19 protein-coding genes are annotated in these 19,403 nt (G+C 70.1%); 9 read left to right on the top strand and 10 right to left on the bottom strand.

Annotation, left to right across the window (positions count from 1 at the left end; all coding sequences use genetic code 11):
* Positions 1 to 130: 130 nt before the first annotated feature.
* From CURTO8I2_RS01950 to grxD, 3 genes are read right to left on the bottom strand one after another with little or no spacing between them, the layout of a single operon-like run.
* A complete protein-coding gene (locus CURTO8I2_RS01950; protein WP_159678226.1) occupies positions 131 to 733 on the bottom strand; it encodes a YhgN family NAAT transporter in 603 nt (200 codons plus the stop codon).
* Positions 730 to 1,488: an SDR family NAD(P)-dependent oxidoreductase gene (locus CURTO8I2_RS01945; RefSeq protein WP_236550975.1), complete on the bottom strand. Its 759-nt coding sequence runs from the start codon at positions 1,486 to 1,488 to the stop codon at positions 730 to 732. The genes CURTO8I2_RS01950 and CURTO8I2_RS01945 overlap by 4 nt, the downstream gene beginning before the upstream one ends.
* A complete protein-coding gene (gene grxD, locus CURTO8I2_RS01940) occupies positions 1,485 to 1,805 on the bottom strand; it encodes a Grx4 family monothiol glutaredoxin (RefSeq protein WP_159681508.1) in 321 nt (106 codons plus the stop codon). Before grxD ends, CURTO8I2_RS01945 begins: the two co-directional genes overlap by 4 nt.
* Positions 1,806 to 1,911: 106 nt before the next feature.
* Here grxD and CURTO8I2_RS01935 point away from each other — a divergent pair, with 106 nt between their 5' ends.
* Positions 1,912 to 2,499, top strand: a complete 588-nt coding sequence (locus CURTO8I2_RS01935) for a Fe-Mn family superoxide dismutase (protein WP_159678224.1) — start codon at positions 1,912 to 1,914, stop codon at positions 2,497 to 2,499.
* Between the two features lie 66 nt (positions 2,500 to 2,565).
* On the opposite strand, the gene CURTO8I2_RS01930 is transcribed toward CURTO8I2_RS01935, so the two are convergent.
* Both CURTO8I2_RS01930 and CURTO8I2_RS01925 read right to left on the bottom strand, forming a co-directional pair.
* Positions 2,566 to 3,801 (bottom strand): bifunctional diguanylate cyclase/phosphodiesterase, encoded by a 1,236-nt coding sequence (locus CURTO8I2_RS01930; protein ID WP_159678222.1) that lies wholly within the window; start codon positions 3,799 to 3,801, stop codon positions 2,566 to 2,568.
* A 19-nt stretch (positions 3,802 to 3,820) separates the two neighbouring features.
* Positions 3,821 to 5,083 carry an HD-GYP domain-containing protein gene (locus tag CURTO8I2_RS01925; RefSeq protein WP_236550974.1) on the bottom strand — a complete coding sequence of 421 codons (1,263 nt, stop codon included), beginning with the start codon at positions 5,081 to 5,083 and terminating at the stop codon, positions 3,821 to 3,823.
* Positions 5,084 to 5,537: 454 nt separating this feature from the next.
* On the opposite strand from CURTO8I2_RS01925, the gene CURTO8I2_RS01920 reads away from it, so the two are divergent.
* The 3 genes from CURTO8I2_RS01920 (at position 5,538) to CURTO8I2_RS01910 (ending at position 8,690) form a co-directional block, all read left to right on the top strand.
* Complete coding sequence (locus tag CURTO8I2_RS01920; protein ID WP_236550973.1) at positions 5,538 to 6,353, top strand: aldo/keto reductase; 816 nt, start codon at positions 5,538 to 5,540, stop codon at positions 6,351 to 6,353.
* 13 nt (positions 6,354 to 6,366) lie between these two features.
* Complete coding sequence (locus CURTO8I2_RS01915) at positions 6,367 to 7,683, top strand: MFS transporter (protein WP_159678217.1); 1,317 nt, start codon at positions 6,367 to 6,369, stop codon at positions 7,681 to 7,683.
* A 65-nt stretch (positions 7,684 to 7,748) separates the two neighbouring features.
* Positions 7,749 to 8,690, top strand: a complete 942-nt coding sequence (locus tag CURTO8I2_RS01910; protein WP_159678215.1) for a DMT family transporter — start codon at positions 7,749 to 7,751, stop codon at positions 8,688 to 8,690.
* A gap of 13 nt (positions 8,691 to 8,703) precedes the next feature.
* On the opposite strand, the gene CURTO8I2_RS01905 is transcribed toward CURTO8I2_RS01910, so the two are convergent.
* Complete coding sequence (locus tag CURTO8I2_RS01905; RefSeq protein WP_159678213.1) at positions 8,704 to 9,774, bottom strand: sensor domain-containing diguanylate cyclase; 1,071 nt, start codon at positions 9,772 to 9,774, stop codon at positions 8,704 to 8,706.
* Between the two features lie 195 nt (positions 9,775 to 9,969).
* Between CURTO8I2_RS01905 and CURTO8I2_RS01900 the strand changes: the two genes are divergently transcribed.
* Entirely contained in the window at positions 9,970 to 10,194 is a 225-nt protein-coding gene (locus CURTO8I2_RS01900) for an RNA-binding S4 domain-containing protein (RefSeq protein WP_159678211.1), read from the top strand.
* 61 nt (positions 10,195 to 10,255) lie between these two features.
* Here the strand turns inward: CURTO8I2_RS01900 and CURTO8I2_RS01895 are convergent, their stop codons facing one another.
* Positions 10,256 to 10,765: a DUF4019 domain-containing protein gene (locus CURTO8I2_RS01895; protein ID WP_343161345.1), complete on the bottom strand. Its 510-nt coding sequence runs from the start codon at positions 10,763 to 10,765 to the stop codon at positions 10,256 to 10,258.
* A gap of 173 nt (positions 10,766 to 10,938) precedes the next feature.
* Between CURTO8I2_RS01895 and CURTO8I2_RS01890 the strand changes: the two genes are divergently transcribed.
* Together CURTO8I2_RS01890 and CURTO8I2_RS01885 are read left to right on the top strand one after the other, a co-directional pair.
* Positions 10,939 to 11,496 carry a LemA family protein gene (locus tag CURTO8I2_RS01890; RefSeq protein ID WP_159678209.1) on the top strand — a complete coding sequence of 186 codons (558 nt, stop codon included), beginning with the start codon at positions 10,939 to 10,941 and terminating at the stop codon, positions 11,494 to 11,496.
* 23 nt (positions 11,497 to 11,519) lie between these two features.
* The gene (locus CURTO8I2_RS01885; RefSeq protein WP_159678207.1) at positions 11,520 to 13,193 is read left to right on the top strand and encodes a DUF2207 domain-containing protein; all 1,674 of its coding nucleotides are present in this window, start codon (positions 11,520 to 11,522) and stop codon (positions 13,191 to 13,193) included.
* On the opposite strand, the gene soxR is transcribed toward CURTO8I2_RS01885, so the two are convergent.
* Complete coding sequence (gene soxR / locus CURTO8I2_RS01880) at positions 13,178 to 13,633, bottom strand: redox-sensitive transcriptional activator SoxR (protein ID WP_159678205.1); 456 nt, start codon at positions 13,631 to 13,633, stop codon at positions 13,178 to 13,180. The two genes, CURTO8I2_RS01885 and soxR, sit on opposite strands and share 16 nt — an antisense overlap.
* Before the next feature lie 65 nt (positions 13,634 to 13,698).
* Between soxR and CURTO8I2_RS01875 the strand changes: the two genes are divergently transcribed.
* Together CURTO8I2_RS01875 and CURTO8I2_RS01870 are read left to right on the top strand one after the other, a co-directional pair.
* Complete coding sequence (locus CURTO8I2_RS01875; RefSeq protein ID WP_159678203.1) at positions 13,699 to 14,730, top strand: NADP-dependent oxidoreductase; 1,032 nt, start codon at positions 13,699 to 13,701, stop codon at positions 14,728 to 14,730.
* A gap of 101 nt (positions 14,731 to 14,831) precedes the next feature.
* Positions 14,832 to 16,664, top strand: a complete 1,833-nt coding sequence (locus CURTO8I2_RS01870) for an ABC transporter ATP-binding protein (RefSeq protein WP_159678201.1) — start codon at positions 14,832 to 14,834, stop codon at positions 16,662 to 16,664.
* A gap of 297 nt (positions 16,665 to 16,961) precedes the next feature.
* Here the strand turns inward: CURTO8I2_RS01870 and CURTO8I2_RS01865 are convergent, their stop codons facing one another.
* Positions 16,962 to 18,236 carry a hypothetical protein gene (locus CURTO8I2_RS01865; protein WP_201295458.1) on the bottom strand — a complete coding sequence of 425 codons (1,275 nt, stop codon included), beginning with the start codon at positions 18,234 to 18,236 and terminating at the stop codon, positions 16,962 to 16,964.
* A gap of 146 nt (positions 18,237 to 18,382) precedes the next feature.
* On the bottom strand, positions 18,383 to 19,381 hold the full coding sequence (locus tag CURTO8I2_RS01860) for an alpha/beta hydrolase (protein ID WP_159678199.1): 999 nt from the start codon (positions 19,379 to 19,381) through the stop codon (positions 18,383 to 18,385).
* Between the last annotated feature and the right edge of the window lie 22 nt (positions 19,382 to 19,403).

Genomic DNA, 19,403 nt, shown 5'->3' with positions numbered 1-19,403 from the left:
ACACGGTAAACAACGGAAGTGACAGTGCCATGACAGCCGGCCCGGGCCGCAACCTACTGACAGCGTTGGGATTTATGACCTGCTGCAACAATGACGGCTAAGTCCTTGTCGCGCTTTGGTCACGCCGCGCTCACACCGGGGCGAGACCGGTCCTGAGGTAGCTGACGAGGCCATCGAGCAGCATCTGGACGGAGATCGCGACCAGCAGCATGCCCATCAGTCGCTCGATCGCTGTCAGCGCGCGTGCGCCGAGCAGCTTGTAGAGATAGGTCGCGGAAAACAGGATCGCTGCCGTGGCACCCCAGGCGATCAGCAGTGCCAGACTCCATTCGCCGAGCCGGTCGGGCTCGTTGCTGCCCATCAGCATCACCGCGGCCATGCCCGACGGACCGGCGACCAGCGGAATCGCCATCGGCACGATGAAGGGCTCGCCGTCGGGAATCTCGCCCATCAGCCCTTCCGGCGGCGGGAAGATCATGCGGATGCCGATCAGGAACAGCACGATGCCACCCGCGATCGCGACCGATTCCTGGCGCAGGTGCATGACCTCGAGCGCGTACTTGCCGGCCCACAGGAACAGCATCAGCACGACGAGTGCAATCAGAAGTTCGCGCGCCAGCACGATGCGCTGACGTTGCGGCGTGAGCCGCCGCAACATGCTCAGGAACACCGGAATGTTCCCCAGTGGATCCAGGATCAGGAACAGCAGCAGCGCGGCGGAGGCGATGGTCATCCTGCGCGCGCTCCTTCGGGCGACCAGAGATGGCCACGATGCGATGCACCGGCAGGCGAGAGCAGCTCGACGCAATGGGCTGCGACCTCGGCAGGCGAACGCGCGACGCGGTCCTCGGCTTCGACATGGGCCCTGGCCCGAAGCGGCGTGCGCATCGGCGGCGGGAGCAGGCCACTGACACGCACCGGCGCATCGCCGAGCTCGGCCTGCAGCATGCCGACCAGGGCGGCGAGTCCAGCCTGGGCCAGCCCATAGCCCCCCCAGTACGCACCCGAGGTGCGTGCCGGGTCATCGATCGCGAACACCACCGCCCCGTCACCCGAGCGGCGCAGGAGTGGCAGGCAGGCCTGGGTCAGCCACCAGCGTGCGGTGAGATTGACGTGCAACGCGCGGGCGAATACGGCCGGGTCCGTCAGCTCCAGCGGCGTGAGGCCGTCGAACGCCGCGGCGACGTGCAGAATGCCGTCGAGCCGACCGAATTCCGCTTCGAGACGCGCGGCGAGTTCGGCATGGTCGTCGGGCGTCGCACCCTCGAGATCCAGCGGATACAACGCGGGCGCAGACCCGAGCTTCTGCAGACGGTCGTGCAGGCGGTTGAGCTTGGGCACGCGCCGACCGAGCAGCACCAGCGATGCGCCGGCCTCGGCGCAGGCCAACGATGCCGACTCCCCAAGGCCGCCAGCCGCGCCGACGATGAGCACGACGCGCCCACCCAGTGCCCCGGGCCGAGCCACCACTGCAGCCTGCGCGCTCACGCGTCGAGCACCTCGGCCACCATGCGCGACAGTTCCCCGGATTCGTGCAACTCGGTCGTGATGTCACAGCCCCCGATCAGCTCGCCGTGGATGAAGAGCTGCGGGAACGTCGGCCAGTTCGAGAAGCGCGGCAGGTTGGCGCGAATCTCCGGCGCCTCGAGGACGTTGATTGTGCGGTAACGCGCAGCGCCGGCCTCGCGCAGCGCGGCAACGGTGCGGCTGGAGAAACCGCACATCGGAAACTGCGGCGTCCCTTTCATGAACAGGACGATGGCGTGACCGTCGATTTCGGCCTGGATGTCTTCGAGGATCGACACGGTGACGCTCCCTGTGGACCCGCCGCGGGACATCGCCAGCGGGGATCGGGTTTCGGAATTGGTGCATTCTATCGCGTCGCCGCCATCGCTCACCGGACCGACGTCCATGCCCCTCGAACTCGCTGCCCTGCCCTACGACCGCACCGCGCTGGAACCGCACCTGTCGGGCGACACGCTCGACCAGCACCATGGCCACCTGCAGCGCACGCACCTCGAGCGCCTCGACCACCTGCTGGCAGGCACGGAACTGGCCGACGCGCCGCTGGAGACGATCGTCCGCAAGGCCCAGGGCGCCGCGTTCGACCATGCCGCACAGGCCTGGAACAACGCCTTCTACTGGCATTCGCTCAAGCCCGCGGCGGCCGGTGGCGGGGGCGAACCCAAAGGCCGGCTGGCGGATGCCATCACGAAACAGTTCGGCGATTTCGCCGGCTTCCGGACCCGCTTCGACGCGCTGGCGCTGTCAACGTTCGGTGCAGGCTGGGTGTGGCTGCTGCAGCGTCCCGATGGCCGGCTCGCGCTGGCATCGACCGCGAATGCCGCCACGCCGATCACCGGTCAGGACACGCCGCTGCTCGCGATCTCGATGTGGGAACACGCCTGGTATCTCGACTACCGGGATAACCGGCAGAAGTATCTCGATGCGTTCTGGCACCTGGTGAACTGGGACGCGGTCGCCACGCGCCTGCGCTGACCCTGGCGGATCACCCTGCCGTTCGCCTGCGCGCGTGCATCACGCGCATCGGCCCCGCCCGGACCGCTAGCGCGCCTGCGCGCGCTGCACCACGTCGTCGGCCAGTGCGGGTCGCCCGATCAGATAGCCCTGCACGGCGTCGCAGCCCGCGTCCTGCAGCAGTGCGAGCGTCGCTTCGTCCTCGATGCCTTCGGCCACCACCACGAGGTCCAGGTCGTGGGCCAGTTCGATCATCGTGCCGACGATCCGACGCGCACGCAGGTCGCCGACCATGTCCCGGATGAAGCTTCGGTCGATCTTGATGGCATCGACCGGCAACTGGCGCAGATAGGCGAGCGACGAATAGCCGGTGCCGAAATCATCGATGGCGATGCGGACACCGCCCGCCCGCAACTGCGCCAGCAGATGGCTGCAGCGCTCGACGTCGCGCATCAGCGCACTCTCGGTGATCTCGAAGACCAGCGCGTCGCCGGGCACGTTCCACAGGCGCAGCAGATCCAGCACCTGATCGACGAAACCGGGTACCTGGAGGGCCACGGCCGACAGGTTGATCGAGATCCGGACCGGCTTCCCAGAAGCGCGCAGCGTCGCCAGGTGACGCAGGGCGACATTGACGTTCCACCGGGTCAGCTCGCCGATCGTGCCGCCACGTTCGGCCACGCCGATGAACACGTCGGGCGGGATACGACCCAACCTCGGATGCGTCCACCGCGACAGGGCCTCATAGCCGTGGATGACGCGATCCGGCAGCACGGCCACCGGCTGCAGGTGCACGGACAGCCGGTTGTCCGCGATTGCCGCACGCAGATCGTCGTGCAGCGTATCGAGGGGAATCGGCGGCGCCGTCCAGAATGCGTACCGCTCCACGCCGTGCATGGCGTCGTCGCAGGCACGATCGGCGCGGCGACACAGCAGCTCCGGGTCCTCGCCGTCTTCCGGTGCCATCGCGATGCCCGCGACCACGATCGGCTGCGCGCGCTGCCCGTCGAAATCGAGCGGTTGCTGCAGGGCCCGGACGAACTTGGCCGCACCGAGCGCAGCGTGCGAGCGGCCGCGCAGCGCGGGCAGCAGCACCAGGAAATCGTGCGCGCCGATGCGGATCACGCGGTCGCCGGGGCGGACCGCCGCTTCCAGCGCGTCCTGCATCGCGTGGCCCAGCGCTTCACCTGCCGCGTAGCCCAGGGTGAGCTCGATGTCGCGGACGCGCTGCGCACGCAGCACCAGTACCCCGAGCGGAGCATCCGGTGATGCCTGCCGCACCCTTGCGGCGACGTCCGCCAGCACCGCGGCACGATTCAGCATCGCGGGTCCCTTCGCCGCATCACAGGAACAGATCGACCGGATCGAGACCGTACGCGCCGCGCGTCAGTGCGCTGGCGATGCGCACCGGATCATCGCTGTGCGCGCGCACCATGAGATCCAGCGAATGAAACTGCGAGAGCACCTGCTTGTCCGGCCCGGTGAGCACCATCACCCGCGGCTGCAGGCGCCGCGCGGCATTCTGCGCGGTCACGATCGCCACTTCGCCGCTGCTCAGTTCCACGAGCGCGCCAATGGGATAGACGCTCATGCACTGCATGAACTGCTCGACGATCTCGGCCGCGAACTGGTCGCCGCGCGCCCGATAGAGGGTCTGCAGGGCGACATGCTGGGCGACCGCAGGCCGGTGCGGGCGCTCGCTCGTCATCGCGTCGTAGGCGTCGACGACGGCGGCGACGCGCCCCAGCAGCGGAATCGCGTCGCCTTCGAGACCTCCGGGATAACCGCCGCCGTCGATGCGTTCGTGATGGGTGCGGATCATGTCGCGGACGTGCTCGGGCACCTCGCCGCCCGCGTCGATGAGCGCGAGCCCCTGCTCGACATGCGCCTGCATCCGCGCGCGCTCGTCCTCGCTGTAGGCGGCCGTGCTGGCGAGCAGCGCCGGATCCACCCGCAGCTTGCCGATGTCGAGCAGCAGCGCGCCGCTCGCCAGATCCACCAGCAACGGCTCGGGCAGACCGACGTGGCGGCCGAACGCCGCGGCGAGCGCGCTGCACGACAGCGCGTGCCGGTAGGCGTAGTCGCCCTGCGCGCGCAGCGCGTCCAACCACAGGAACGCGTCGGCGTTGCGCACCAGGCTGCGCACCATCGGCTCGACCGCGCTGCGGACTTCCTCCACCGCGACCGCGCGGCCCTCGCGGACGCCGTCGAGCACGCGCTCGGCGAACACGGCGACCTGCGCATGCGCCTCGCGTGCCTGCTGCAGTTCCTGCTCGAATTCCACGCGTTCCGGATAGACCGTCGAGCCCTGCAGCGCCGCGATCTCGTCGCTTCCGTAGCTGCGCCAGCGCGGCACCGGCGGCGGCGCGAGCCTGGCGGGCGCCGCATCCAGCCGCTGCAGCCCCGCTCCCGACGGCGCGAGTCCACGCTGGATGTCGATGAAGACATGCCGGCACAGACCTGCCAGCGTGCGGATGTCGTCGTCGGATTCGACCGTCAGCCCCTGCAGCAGGAACGGGGTGCCCTCCCAGGGCCGGTCCAGGCGGCAGACATACATGCCTACTTCGAGCGCGTGCACCTCGAGCTTGCGTTCGTCCAGCATCATCCTTGCCTCGGCCCTCCCGGCCACGACCCGGCCACCCCCTTGGCTTCGCGGCTGTGTGCGCCCGCGGGGGCGGCATCACAGGCTGTCGCGAACCGGCCTGACGGGTCAGGCCCGGCCGGTCGCACAGCGTACAGCCAGTCGCCGTCACCGCTGCGTCGTGAGCGCCGGATTGCCCGTTCCGGACCGAAAATGTCAAACCCGCACCAGGCGTCACCCCACCCGAAGCCGCGGGACGGCGCGAAGGCGCCGGACACCCGGTGCGGGGAACCGCCCTATGATCGGTAGCCGACCCGATGCAGGAGCCACCGCCATGCCGTCCCGTCGCCGTTTTCTCCGCGTCACCTCACTCGCCACCGCAGGATTCGCACTCGCTCCGCTGGCTGCATGCAGTGGCGAAACCGCGCCCCCGGCAGCGCCCGCGCCGTCCCCCGCCCCGGCACGCGCCGGCGCGCTGATGACGCGCACCATTCCCTCGACCGGCGACACCGTGCCTGCAATCGGTGCGGGGACGTCCGGCAGCTACGAGGTCGCGTTGGACTCGCCCGACTTCACCCGTCTGCAGGAGACCGTCCGGGTCTTCTTCGACGGCGGCGCGACGCTCTTCGATACATCGCCCAACTACACCAATGCCGACGAGGTCCTCGGCGCGCTGCTCGCCGCGGGCGGCTGGCGCGACCGCTGTTTCCTGGCGACCAAGATCGCCGCCGACGACCGCGCCGCGATGGAAGCTCAGTGGGCCGAGAGCCGGCGCCGCCTGCAGACCGATCACGTCGAACTGCTGCAGGTCCACAACCTGCGCGCGCTCGACATCGCCTGGCCGTATGCGCAGCAACTGAAGGAAGCGCGCGCGACGAAGTACATCGGCCTCACCCACTATCTCGAAAGCGGACATGCACCGCTGGTGGCGGCGATGCGCGCGCTGCGCCCGGATTTCGTGCAGGTCAACTATTCGGTCAATGCCCCGCAGGCCGCGCGGACCGTGCTGCCGGTCGCGCAGGAGCTCGGGATCGCGGTGCTGGTCAACCGCGCGTTCGACGACGGCAAACTGTTCGCCCGCGTGGGTGACGCCGCGCTGCCGGGCTGGGCCGCCGATGTCGGCGTGACCTCCTGGTCGCAGCTGTTCCTGAAGTTCGCGATCAGCCATCCGGCGGTGACCGCGGTGATCCCGGCCACCGGACGTCCCGACCGCCAGGCCGACCAGCTGCGCGCCGGCACGGGCCCGTTGCTGAGCGAGGCGCAACAGGCCGAACTCGTCGCACGGTTCGCCTGAGGACCGGGCCGCCATGACCCGGGGAAAGATCGCCGACCTGTTCAACCTGCGCCGTGGCGAGACTGCGCCGGTGCTCGTGGCCGGCCTGTTCTTCTTCTGCATCCTGACCGCGCTGATGATGCTGCGGCCGGCGCGTGATGCATTGGGCATGGCGCGCGGCCTCGACAGCGTGCGCTGGCTGTTCATCGGCACCGCAGTGGTCACCTTGCTGGTCAATCCGGTGTTCGGCTGGCTGGTCGCGCGGCTGCGGCGGCTGCATTTCATCTCGGCGACCTATGCGTTCTTCGCGCTGAGCCTGATCGGGTTCTGGGCGCTGCTGGTGTTCGCGCCCGGCGCGATCGGCGCGCGCAGCGGGCAGGTGTTCTACGTCTGGTTCAGCGTCTTCAACCTGTTCGTGACGATGGTGTTCTGGGCACTGCTCGCCGACTGCTTCGACAGCCACCAGGCCAAGCGCCTGTTCGCGCTGATCGCGGTCGGCGGCACGCTCGGCGCGATCTTCGGCCCGTGGCTGGCCGCGCGACTGGCCGAGCCCCTCGGCACGCCGGCACTGCTGCTGGTCGCTGCGGCGTTTCTCGGCCTGGCGATCGCGCTGGCATGGATGCTGGTGCGGTTGCGCGGCACCGGGCCGCGCAACGGTCAGGCAGCGGACCCGGACGCCATCCGCATCGGCGGCAGCGCGCTGGCCGGCATCCGCGCGGTGTTCGCGTCGCGCTATCTGATGGGCATCGCCGGCTACGTGGTGATCATGACCATCGTTGCGACCTTCCTGTATTTCACCCGGCTGCAGATGGTGGCCGCGGCGGAGACCGATCTCGATGCGCGGACCGGCCTGCTCGGCAATATCGACATGTGGACCCAGATCGCGGTGCTGGCGCTGCAGCTCACGCTGACCGGCCATATCGTGCGCCGGCTCGGGCTGGCGTTCGCACTGGCGCTGTTGCCGATCGCGATGGCGCTCGGCTTCATCGGACTGGCCCTCTACGGCTCGTTCGCGGTGCTGATCCTGCTGGAGGCGACGAACAAGGCGATCCAGCGCGGGCTGACCCGCCCCGCGCGCGAGACGCTGTTCACCGTCGTGGGCCGCGAAGACAAGTACAAGGCCAAGGCCTTCATCGACACCTTCGTCTACCGCGTGGGCGACGTGGTCGGCGCGCAGACCGAAGGCGTGCTCGGGCGGCTGGGTCTGGCCCTGGGTGGGCTGGTCAGCGTGGTGGTGCCGCTCGCCCTGGTCTGGGCGGCCCTGGGCATCTGGCTGGGCCGGGCGCAGCAGCGGCAGGCCGAGGCGGATGCGGCATCCGGTCACGCGGACAACACCCCTGCGCCGCCCTGACCGGCGCCTGCCCGCAGCAGGGGGCCGGCGATGGATAATGCGTGCCCTTGCCGGCGCCCTCCGCGATGCAGCCCACGACGAAAGCCCATTGGCAGATCCACTTCTGCGTCCTGCTGTGGGGCTTCACCGCCATCATCGGCAAGCTGATCACGCTGCCTGCGCTGCCGCTGGTGTGGTGGCGGATGTTGCTGGTCGCCGGCACCCTGATGCTGGTGCCGCGGGTGTGGCGCGGCATGCGCGCCCTGCCGCCGCGCCTGTTGCTGGCCTACGCCGGCGTCGGCGCGCTCGTCGCACTGCACTGGCTCACCTTCTACGGCGCGGTGAAGCTCGCCAACGCATCGGTCGCGGCGACCTGCATGGCGCTGGCGACGGTCTTCATCGCATTGATCGAACCGCTGGTGGCGCGCAGCCGGTTTTCCTGGCGCGAACTCGCGCTGGGCATCGCGGTGCTGCCCGGCGTGGCGCTGGTCGTGGGCGGCATTCCCGACGGCATGCGCGTGGGCGTCGCGGTCGGCGCCGTGTCGGCGCTGTTCGTCGCCTGCTTCGGCTCCTTGAACAAGCGCCTGGTCGAGCGCGCCGATCCGCTGACGGTCACTGCGCTCGAACTCGGCGCCGGCACGCTCACCCTGACCCTGCTCGCCCCGCTGATGCCGCTGCTGTTTCCGGTCTTCGCCGGCAGCCTGCTGACCCTGCCCGGCCTGCACGACGGCGCGTATCTGCTGGTGCTCGCGTTCGCCTGCACGCTGCTGCCGTTCGCGCTCTCGCTGGTCGCGCTGCGGCACATGAGCGCATTCGCGGCGCAGCTCGCGGTGAACCTGGAACCGGTGTACGCCATTGCGCTCGCGATCCTGCTGCTGGGCGAGCAACACGAACTCACGCCGCGGTTCTATGCCGGCGTCGCGATCATCCTGGCCGCCGTGCTGGTGTATCCGCTGCTCTCGCGTCCGCGCCGCATCGTGCATCCGGAGAATCTCGCCGCCGGCGAGGCCAAGCAGATCGCGGACTGACGCGCACGCGGCGTCACGGCAGCGCGCAGACCCGGTCGCGGCCTTCGCGTTTGGCCTGGTAGAGCGCCTGGTCGGCGCGCGCGAGCAGCGACGAGGCGTCCTCTCCCGCGTGCAGCGCGGCGACCCCGATGCTGATCGTGACCGGCAGGCCGGTCGGCATCGCTGCCACCGCCTCGCGCAGGTATTCCGATTCCCGCGCCGCGTCCGCCAGCGCGCGATCCGGCAGCAGGCGCACGAACTCCTCGCCCCCGAAGCGGGCCACGCGGCCGCGCGCCGCCTCGGTCGACAGCAGCATCGCGCCCAGCGACTGCAGCACCCGGTCGCCTTCCGCATGGCCGTGCAGATCGTTGATCGACTTGAAATGGTCGATGTCGACGATCGCCACCGAAAGAGGCGTGCCCAGTGCCTGTGCCTGGCTGATCGCCTGGTCCAGCGTTCGCGAGAACGCGCGCCGGTTCGCCAGGCCCGTCAGCGGATCGGTCGACGACTGTTCCGCCAGATCCGCGTTCTCGTGCTCCAGTTCCTGCTGGTAATGCAGCAACTGCTCCTCGTACCAGGCGCGCTCGTCGAGCTGCAGACGCAGCTCCTGGCTGACGCGGTGCAGTTCCATCAGGCGCGACGCCTGTCGCGACAGCGCTTCGAGCGCACTGCGCTGCGCGGGTTCGAGCTCGCGCGGCCGGTCGTCGATGACGCAGAACGTGCCCATCGGCTGGCCATCCGTCGCCCGCATCGGCGCGCCGGCATAGAACCGGACGTGCGGGCCACCGGTCACCATGGGATTGCCGCTGAAGCGCGGGTCGGTGCGGGCATCGGTGACGATCATCGTTTCCGACGGGTCGAGGATCGCGTGCGCGCAGAACGCGATGTCACGCGGGGTTTCGCTGCCCTCCACCCCGTGCGCCGACTTGAACCACTGCCGGTCGTGGTCGATCAGGGTGATGACCGCCATCGGCACATCGCAGATCGCCGCGGCGATCATGACGAGATCGTCGTAGGCGGCTTCGCGCGGCGTGTCGAGAATGCGGTAGGCATCCAGCGTGGCCTGACGCTGGTGCTCGTCGGCGGGAAGCGGTGGTCGGATCACGACCGGGACACGCTTGCGACACGGGGTCGGCTTGCTGCCATTGCAGGGCTCTCCTGGAAGAACGGCGGCTACGGTAGCGCACCGCGGCTGAAGCCACCGGCGCGGGCGGCGGGGTGGCCTGCGCACGCTGCTCGACACCGGATGCGCCGGGGCCGCGATGGCCGATAATGCCGGCCCGCACCACGAGACCCGCCGATGCCCGCGCCAATCGATTTTCCGCTGGAAGGCGACCACGTCGAACTCAACCAGTTGCTCAAGCTCGCGGGGCTGTGCGACAGCGGCGGCGCAGGCAAGGCGATCGTCGCCAGCGGCGCGGTGTTCGTCGATGGCGCGGTGGAACTGCGCAAGACCTGCAAGATCCGCGCGGGCCAGACCGTCGAGCTCGACGGGCAGGTGATCCGCATCGTCGCCGCGGCCTGAAACGCGGAAACGCGAACGGCGCCCGCAGGCGCCGTCCGGTCACACGCAATCGATCGTCGGCTCAGCGGACGCTGTAGCCCGACACGCGCCAGGTGCGGTCCTCGTCGAGACGGAACGACACCAGTTCCCGCACCGCCTGCGGCTGGCTGGCGAACGTGGTCGGCGAAGCGACGTTGATGTAGATGCCTTCGGGAACGGTGTCGCCGGCGCGGAACTGCGAGCGGCTCACGACGGGCTGGTCGCGCTTGGTGGGCGCGCCGAGACGGTTGCGGTCGATGTTGAGCTGACGCACGAACTCGTCACGGGTCACCGCGCTCTTCATCGTCGCCGAAGCGCCGTCCCACACTTCGCCGGCGCGGTTGCCGTCGATCATCTGCATGACCTGCAGTGCAGCAGCGCCCATCTCGGCGTCCTGGCGCGCGACCTGTGCCTGCTGCTCGGGCGTGAGCGTCTGCTGGGCGGCGGCGGCCGGCTGCGCCGCGGGCTGGGCGGCCGGCTGCTGCGCGTGCGCGGCGGAGGCAAGCGTGACCAGCAGCGCGGCCGACAGCGACAGGCGAAGGGTGTTCATCATCGTGACGTTCCTCACAGAACTGCTTGAAGTGGACCGAGTGTACGCATTGCATCGCGGCCGGCAAGCACGTGCGTCCCCGGGGTCGCCGCCGCGCAGCGAGCGGGTATGCTCGGGCACTTCCCTGCTTCCGTATGGTCCATGGATCGAGTTCCGGACATCGCGGACGGTCGTCGATGACGGCTCTCCTCTTCGGGGCGCTGCTGCTGGCGGCGCTGGCGACCTGGTCGGTCGTCGTGTTCAACCGCCTGGTCCGTCTGCGCAACCAGGTGCGGACAGCGTGGGCCGACATCGACGTGCAGCTGATGCGCCGCCACGATCTGGTGCCGCCCCTCGTCAGCGCCGTGCAGGCGTATGCAGCCCACGAACGCGCCACGCTCGACGCGGTGACCGCGCTGCGTACGCGTGCCATCGGGACTTCCGATACCGCGGCGCTGTCGGATCTCGAGCAGACCCTCGGCGAGCGTCTGCACGGTCTCGTCGCACTGCAGGAGGCCTATCCGGCGCTCACGGCCGACCGCAACTTCGCACGGTTGCAGGCGGACCTCGTCGAGGTGGAAGCGCAGCTGCAGTACGCGCGCCGTTTCTATAACGGCGCGGTGCGGGACCTCAACGATGCGGTGCAGCGTGTGCCGGACACGTTCGTCGCCCGGGCGACGGGCATCGCCCCGGCCGTGTTCTTCCAGGCGGACGCCGGCAGCCGGACCGCGGCGACCGTGGAGCTGGCGCGCTGAAACGGTGGGCGCTCCTGCTGCTCGTGTGCCTCGCGCTGCCGGCATGGGCGCAGGAACGCATCCTCCGGCACGACGTCGATGTGCACGTGCGCGCCGATGGCCGCCTGGATGTCACCGAGCGCATCGAACTGCGCGCCGAAGGCCGGACCTTCCGTCACGGCATCGTCCGCGATTTCCCGCAGCGGGCGCGCGATCCGCAGGGCGCGACCGTCGTCAGCACGCTGCAGATGCTCGACGTGCTGCGCGACGGCCGCGTCGAACCCTGGCGGATCGAACGGACGGGCCGCGTCATGCGCCTGCACACCGGGGATGCGCGCCATCTGCAGGTGCCCTCGCAACCGGTGTACACGCTGCAATACCGCACGACCCGGCAACCGCTGTTCGGCGAGACGCAGGATGTGCTGTCGCTGGATGCGATCGGCCGCGATCACGCGGTGCCGGTCGAACAGGGCACGGTGACCGTGACCCTGCCCCGCGCCGTCGCGGTGGACAGGCTGGAAGCCCAAGGCGTCACCGGTACGACCGGTCGTGATGTCCACGTCGCGCTGTCGGCGGCGGGCACCGCCCGCTGGACGCTGACGCGTCCGCTGCCGCCGCATGCGGGCCTGCATGTGCGGCTGGCCCTCCCGAAGGGCGTGATCGATCCGCCGACGCCGCGCCAGCGCGCAATGTGGTGGCTGCAGGACCAGGCCGGCCTGCTGGTCGCACTGGCGGGCCTGTTGCTGCTGGCGCTCTATTGCCTGCTGCGCTGGCGCCGCGTCCGGCATCCGCAGGCGGCCGGCACCGTGCCCGAATGCCACGAGCCGCCCGCCGGTTTCTCGCCCGCGGGCCTGCGCTACCTGCGCCGCATGCGCTACGACGCACGCTGCTGCGCGGCGGACCTGCTGGCGGCCGCGGTCGACGATCACCTGCGCCTCCGTCGCATACCGCAGGGTGCGCGCACCGGCTGGCGGATCGAACGCACCCGCGAAGGCGCCCACACCCTGCCGACCATGGAGCAGCGTGCGCTGCTGACCGCCTTGCTGCCCGGACCCGATGCCACGGTGGACCTGCGCAGCCGAGAACAGGCGCGGATCGCGCAGGCCTGCAAGGTGCATGCGCTCGCCCTGCGCAAACGGTTCGTGCCGGCGTTGTTCCGCGCGCACGGCGGCAGCATCCTCGGCGCGCTGGCGATCGCGATCGCGGCCGCGGTGCCGGCCCTGTGGCTCGCCTGGCATGCGCCATCGCTGGCGGCGACCGTCGCGGTCGTCGTGCTGATGGCGCCGGTGCTGCTCGCGTTCGCGCTGCTGGTGCGCGCCCCCACCGCGGAAGGCCGGCGTCTGCTGGCGGACGCGGAAGGCCTGCGTCGCCACATGGCCATCGCCGCGAAGACTGGGCGCCGTCATGGCGATGCGCCCGCGACGCCGCCGCTCGATGCCGCGCGCTACCTGCGCCTGCTGCCCTACGCGGTGGCGCTCGATGTCGAAGATGCGTGGACGAAGGCGTTCGCGGCGACGGTCGGCGATGGCCAGGCCCTCGAAACGGTCGCCGGCATCCCCTGGTACCGCGGCATCGTGGTCACCGATCTGGCGCGCTTCAGCCGCTCGATGGGCGACAGCCTCGCTGCGCGGATCGCGGCAGTCGCCAGTCCGACGAAAACGAAAAACGCAGCCGGGTCGACGCCGTCTCCGACCGAGCCGCCTCAGCCTTCCAGGTAACGCGCGCCCGGGCCGCGCGCGCCCGCGACATCGTCCGGATTGCGCAGCGGACACGCCTTCAGCGACAGGCATCCGCAGCCGATGCAACCGTCGAGCTGGTCGCGCAGACGCGTGAGCTGGTCGATGCGCGTGTCGAGCTCGCTGCGCCAGCGGCGCGACAAGCGCGTCCAGTCCGCCTTGGTGGGCGTGCGGCCGTCGGGCAGCGTGTCCAAGGCCTCGCGGATCGACGCCAGCGGAATGCCGGCGCGTTGCGCGACCTTGATGATCGCCACGCGGCGCAACACCTCGCGCCCGTAGCGCCGCTGGTTGCCGGCATTGCGGCCGCCGTGGATCAGGCCCTGGCGTTCGTAGAAATGCAGCGCCGAGACCGCCACGCCGCTGCGCGCGGCCAGTTCGCCGACCGATACCACCTCATCCGCCCGCCGTGCACGCGTCGACATCGCTTGACCTCAACATTGGTTGAGGTCTTAGCCTGCGCGTCCTCCGTTCGGCTGTCCACACCGCCATGACCTTCGACGACGACACCCGCCCGCGCACCGAATCCGATTCCGACCATGGCGTCGCCATCGACGGGGATGACGACACGATGCTCGCGCTCGCGTTCGCACGTTTCGGCGGCCCCGGGGTGCTCTCGGTGATCGCACGTCCGATTCCCCGCCCCGGCCCGGGACAGGCACTGGTGCGCGTGCTGTCGGCGGGTTTCGGTCCCTGGGACGTTCTCGAGCGCGAAGGTGCGCTGGCCCCGTTCGCCAGCGGCGCACCGGCGTTTCCGTACGTGCCGGGGGCCGAGGGTGCCGGCACGGTGGTGGACGTGGGCGCAGGCGTGCACCGGCTGCGCGAGGGCGACCGGGTCTGTGGCCTGCTGCCCCTGCGCAGTCCCAAACAGGGGTTCCATGCGCAGTTCGTCGTGGTCGATGCCGATCATCTGTGGCCGGTGCCCGCGCGGCTGACGCTGCCGCAGGCCGCCGCCCTGCCGGTCGACGGCGGCCTGGCGATGCACGCGGTCGCCGTTGCCATGGCACTGGGGCCGGACGACCGCGTGCTGGTGTTCGGCGCGAGTGGCGGCATCGGCCACATGGCGCTGCAGTTCGCGCGCCAGCGCGGTGCGCGCGTGCTGGCGGTGGCGTCGGGCGCAGACGGCGTGGCGCTGGCCGAACGGCTGGGCGCGGACCTGGCCATCGACGGCAGACGTCACGCCCTGGCACCGGCCCTGCGGATCTTCGCACCCGACGGCCTCGATGCCGCGCTGCTGACCGCGCACACACCGGACGCGGCAGCGATCGTCGATGCGCTGCGCCCCGGCGGCCGCCTCGCATGGCCGCGGGGCATCGCCGCGCCGCCGGTGCGCGGCGACATCACCGCCTCCGCGTTCGGCGCGGGCGCCGGTGCGCGCCAGATGCACGCGGCCTGCCGGGCGGCTGAGCGCGGCCCCTTCCATCTGCACATCGGGGCGCGGTTCCCGCTGGCCGACGCCGCCGGCGCCGCGACCGCGATCGGGCGGCATCACCTGGGCCGCATCGTGCTGGACGTGCCCTGACCGCACGCAGCGTTCGCACCGCGTCGCGCCATCGGCGACGCCCATCGCCGACAATGGACGGCCCACCCCCGCGCGCCCGACGCGCCGCAACCGGATTCCCCATGCTCCGCTGGTTCGAAAACCGCATCGACCCGTTTCCGCCGTCGATCCCGACGCAGCCACCGACCACGCTGTTCGCGTTCTGCATGCACTACGTGCGCGGCAGCGGCCGCTGGCTGTTGCTGATGGCGGCGTTCACCGCGCTGATCGCGGTGGCCGAGGTCGTCCTCTACGCCTATGTCGGCTCGCTGGTCGACCGGCTCGGTGCGCAGACGCCCGCGACCTTCATGGACAGCGAAGGCCTGCGACTGGTGGCGATGGCCGTGCTGGTGCTCGTCGCCTTGCCGCTGCTGACCTGGGGCAATGCGATGGTCATCCACCAGACCCTGCTCGGCAATTTCCCGATGCGGATCCGCTGGAACGTGCACCGCTATCTGCTGCGGCAGTCGATGGGCTATTTCCAGGAAGAGTTCGCCGGCCGCATCGCCACCAAGCTGATGCAGACCTCGCTGGCCGTGCGCGAGACGGTGATCAAGCTGCTGGATGTCGGCAATTACGTGATCGTCTATTTCACCGGCGCGATCATCGTCGCCGCCGCGGCCGATTGGCGGATGATGCTGCCGTTCATCGGCTGGCTGCTGCTCTACGGCGCGCTGATGTGGCGCTTCGTGCCGCAGCTGAGCCGCATCTCCGAGAAGCAGGCCGATGCGCGTTCGGTGATGACCGGACGCATCGTCGACAGCTACACCAATATCGCGACCGTCAAGCTGTTCTCGCACTCCCAGCGCGAGCAGGCGTATGCGCGCGAGGCGATGGACGGCTTCCTCGGGACCGTGCACCGGCAGATGCGCCTGGTCACGGTGGTCAACGTCTGCAACTACGTGCTGAACATGCTGCTGGTCGCGTCCGTCGCCGGACTGGGCCTGTGGCTCTGGCATGGCGGCGCGATCAGCACCGGCTCGATCGCCGTGGGACTGGCGCTGGCCCTGCGCATGCTCGGCATGTCGCAGTGGATCATGTGGGAACTCTCGGCGCTGTTCGAGAACATCGGCACCGTGCGCGACGGCATCAATTCGATCTCCCTGGCGCCGACCGTGGAGGATGCGGACGACGCGACGCCGCTGGCGCCGGTCGCCGGCGACATCCGCTTCGAGCACGTGGATTTCCACTACGGCCAGAACGACCGCAGCGTCATCGAAGGCCTGGACCTGCACGTGCGGCCGGGCGAGAAGATCGGCCTCGTCGGCCGTTCGGGCGCCGGCAAGTCGACACTGGTGAACCTGCTGCTGCGCTTCTACGACCGCGAGGCCGGCACGATCCGCATCGACGGCATCGACATCGCGACGATCGAACAGGATTCGCTGCGCGCGCAGATCGGCATGGTCACCCAGGACACCTCGCTGCTGCACCGCTCGGTGCGCGAGAACATCCTCTACGGCCGCCCGGATGCGGGCGAGGACGAGATGATCGAAGCGGCCAGGCGGGCCGAGGCGCACGATTTCATCCAGACCCTGAGCGATGCCCAGGGCCGCACGGGTTACGACGCACACGTGGGCGAACGCGGGGTCAAGCTCTCCGGCGGCCAGCGCCAGCGTATCGCCATCGCCCGGGTGCTGCTGAAGAACGCGCCGATCCTCGTCCTCGACGAAGCCACGTCCGCGCTCGATTCCGAAGCCGAGGCCGCGATCCAGGAAAACCTCTACCGCCTGATGCAGGGCAAGACCGTCATCGCGATCGCGCACCGGCTGTCGACGATCGCGGCGATGGACCGCCTGATCGTCATGGACCGTGGCCGCATCGTCGAACAGGGCACGCACGAGGCACTGGTCGCCGGCGACGGCGTCTACGCGCAGCTGTGGAAGCGGCAATCGGGCGGGTTTCTGGCCGAGGGCTGAGCTGTCGCGAATCGCGCGTGCCGGCAGGCAACGCGCACGCGTCAGGGTTAGGCCCCGCGAAAGATGGACAACGCTTTCCAGGAAGCGATCGAAAGACCCGCCCTCACCCGACGCGCGTCGCGCGTCGACCCCGGATCAGGCCCGCAGCAGGCTCTCTGCCTTCGGGAGAGGTGCTGAATCTGTGGCGGCCGGTTGGATCCTGGCGCGCAGGCGTCAAGGACGTCGTTGCGGCAGACGCCGCCCTGAAGCCTGGCGCCGCAGCCACGCCGGGATCAGCGCCAAGCCCTGGCGCGCCGATTACGGAACAGGCGCTTCCGCTTCCTCGTCTGCCGGCGCCGCATCGCCTTCGTCCGCAGGCGCGCTTGCCGCGCGCGACTCGGCGGACACCGCCGCCGGTGCGGCGACCGGCGTCGCGCGCACCGGTGCGGCCTGTCGCGCGGCCGGGCGCGGTTCGCGGTCCGGTACGCCGAGGATGCGCAGTCGGCTGGCATTGCCCGCGGCGGCGGTCAGCGCACCGACGAGATCGAATTCCGACAGCGGGCTTTCGGTCGGGCACTGCGCGTCCGGAAACCCGAACTTGCCGCGCAGCTCCAGGCCGCAGGCCGCCATCTGCTCGACATCGCGGTCGGGCGCGCTGCAGGTGGTGTCGAAGGCGCGCGCGTAGGCATCGCGCCGGGCGACGAAGTCCTGCCCGCACTTGCGCATCAGACGCAGGCGGTCCAGATCGTCCTGGGCCGGATTCACCCCGTCGAGTCCGTAGAGCTTGAGCTCGTCCGGCGTGAGGATGCGCAGGCTGCGGTTGGGCACGGCCATCATCAGATCGGCCACCGCCACCGCCGCGCCATTGCGCTCGAGGTAATCGCGGACGCGGCCATAGACTGCGCGCAGTTCGCGGTTGAGTTCGGCGCGTGTGGAGGCGCTGGAGCTCATGCGGATGATGCGGTGGATGCCGACGCGACCACCGATCAGACGGGTGTCGCCGCCGGCGAGCAGGAACACGCAGGAACTGTGGCAGACCGCGCCCTCGCGCACCCAGATCGTCCAACGCGTCTCGGCGATGACGTCGCCGGCGCGGATGGCCTCTTCCACCATCCCACCGCTGGAATCGATGTCGAGCACGCGCTTGTTGATGGACAGGTCGTCGGCCACGACCGCCAGACGCCGCATCAGGCGGGTGAAATCCTCGGTCACCCGGCCCTTGAAGCGCAGGCGGAACACGCCGCGTTCGGCGCAGGGCGCCATCGCCGCCCGCAGCGCGTCCTGGTCGAACGCGGTCAAGGCGTCGCCGTCGCCGGCGTTGGCGTAATCGAGTTCGCAACTGACCGACGCGGTGGCGTCGGGCAGGGTCATCACCATCGACCAGTCCACGGCGCCGGTATCGGGCCCGGCCACCGGCAGCGCCGGCACCGCCTCGACGTCGACCGGCGCACTGCTGACCGCACCGCCTTCTTCCGGACTCGCCACCTCGACGGTTTCCACCGGTGGGGTCGTGTCTTCCGCCGCCCGCTGGCAGGCCGACAGGGCGATGCACGCGGTCAACAGCAGCGGGAGTGGCAGGCGCCGGATCGACATCGGAAAACGGGTCCTATGGGCGGCACGCGCGGCGCGCGACGAGGTTCACAGTCTAGGGGCTGCGCCCTGCACGGGACGAATGCGGAATGAATGTCGGCCTTGCAGATGCGAGCGCCATCGCTGCACCCGGCCTCGCCCGCGGACCTTCAACGCGGCGCGAGTCCGCGCAGCAGCGCGACGTGGAACTCGCCGGGCGATTCGACCTGCGGCGAATGGCCGAGCGCGGGAAACTCGACCAGGCGCGCATCGGGAATCGCATCCGCGGCCCGGCGTCCCAGCGTCGGGTAGTCGCCCAGTCGCGCGGCCACCGCCGCCGGTGCACGGTTCGCGCCGGGTGCCGTGCGGTCCTTGCCGCCGATCATCAGCAGCGTCGGCACGCGCAGCTCCGGGAACTCGTGGACGACCGGCTGGGTGAAGACCATCTCCGAGGTCTGCGCCTGGTTCCAGGCGACGATGTCGCGATCGGGTCCGGTGTACATGCCGGCGAGCATGTCGACCCAGCGGTCGTAGCGCGGCGCCCACCGGCCGTCGTAATAGAACTTCAGCTGGTAGGCCTTGATGCTGTCGAACGTGGTCTTGCGCTCGCCCTCCACCATCGCATCGATGCTCGCATAGGGCACGCCCGCCGCCTGCCAGTCCTCGAGCCCGATCGGATTGACCAGCACCAGCTGCTCGACCGCATCGGGGTACTGCAACGCGTAGCGCGTGGCCAGCATGCCGCCCATCGAATGCCCGATCAGCACGGCGCGCTCGACTCCCAGTGCCTCGAGCAGGCCTTGCGTGTTGGCGGCGAGCTGGGCGAACGAGAACTGGTAGCCGCGCAGCTTGGTGGACCCGCAGAAGCCGATCTGGTCCGGTGCGATCACCCGCCAGCCGGCCTCGACCAGGACGGCGATCGTCGTCTCCCAGGTCGGCCCGCAGAAGTTCTTGCCGTGCAGCAGGACCGCCGTGCGGCCGTTGCCCGCGCCTGCGGGCCGCACATCCATGTAGGCCATCGACAGGGCCTGCCCCTGCGACTCGAACGCGTGCGCTTGGCGTGGATGCGGATAGTCGAAGCCCTGCAGCTCGCCGCCATACGATGTCGCGGACGCGACGCCCGTCGGAAGCACGGCGAGCGCCAGGGCGAGTGGAACGATGCGGATCATGGCGGAACGGTCTCCTGCGCAA

It is taken from the genome of Luteimonas sp. 9C (genome assembly GCF_902506295.1).
Lineage (GTDB): Bacteria > Pseudomonadota > Gammaproteobacteria > Xanthomonadales > Xanthomonadaceae > Luteimonas.
The sequence above is the reverse complement of the archived record's forward strand: the minus strand, read 5'-3'. Positions and strand labels throughout refer to the sequence as shown.

Coding starts and splice junctions, on each gene's coding strand:
- CURTO8I2_RS01935 (WP_159678224.1), top strand. CDS start 1,912: ATGCCCCTCGAACTCGCTGCCCTGCCCTACGACCGCACCGCGCTGGAA.
- CURTO8I2_RS01875 (WP_159678203.1), top strand. CDS start 13,699: ATGACCTTCGACGACGACACCCGCCCGCGCACCGAATCCGATTCCGAC.
- CURTO8I2_RS01870 (WP_159678201.1), top strand. CDS start 14,832: ATGCTCCGCTGGTTCGAAAACCGCATCGACCCGTTTCCGCCGTCGATC.
- CURTO8I2_RS01930 (WP_159678222.1), bottom strand. CDS start 3,801: ATGCTGAATCGTGCCGCGGTGCTGGCGGACGTCGCCGCAAGGGTGCGG.
- CURTO8I2_RS01950 (WP_159678226.1), bottom strand. CDS start 733: ATGACCATCGCCTCCGCCGCGCTGCTGCTGTTCCTGATCCTGGATCCA.
- CURTO8I2_RS01860 (WP_159678199.1), bottom strand. CDS start 19,381: ATGATCCGCATCGTTCCACTCGCCCTGGCGCTCGCCGTGCTTCCGACG.
- CURTO8I2_RS01865 (WP_201295458.1), bottom strand. CDS start 18,236: ATGTCGATCCGGCGCCTGCCACTCCCGCTGCTGTTGACCGCGTGCATC.
- CURTO8I2_RS01925 (WP_236550974.1), bottom strand. CDS start 5,083: ATGATGCTGGACGAACGCAAGCTCGAGGTGCACGCGCTCGAAGTAGGC.
- CURTO8I2_RS01895 (WP_343161345.1), bottom strand. CDS start 10,765: ATGATGAACACCCTTCGCCTGTCGCTGTCGGCCGCGCTGCTGGTCACG.
- CURTO8I2_RS01920 (WP_236550973.1), top strand. CDS start 5,538: ATGACGCGCACCATTCCCTCGACCGGCGACACCGTGCCTGCAATCGGT.
- soxR (WP_159678205.1), bottom strand. CDS start 13,633: ATGTCGACGCGTGCACGGCGGGCGGATGAGGTGGTATCGGTCGGCGAA.
- CURTO8I2_RS01890 (WP_159678209.1), top strand. CDS start 10,939: ATGACGGCTCTCCTCTTCGGGGCGCTGCTGCTGGCGGCGCTGGCGACC.
- CURTO8I2_RS01910 (WP_159678215.1), top strand. CDS start 7,749: ATGCAGCCCACGACGAAAGCCCATTGGCAGATCCACTTCTGCGTCCTG.
- CURTO8I2_RS01915 (WP_159678217.1), top strand. CDS start 6,367: ATGACCCGGGGAAAGATCGCCGACCTGTTCAACCTGCGCCGTGGCGAG.
- CURTO8I2_RS01900 (WP_159678211.1), top strand. CDS start 9,970: ATGCCCGCGCCAATCGATTTTCCGCTGGAAGGCGACCACGTCGAACTC.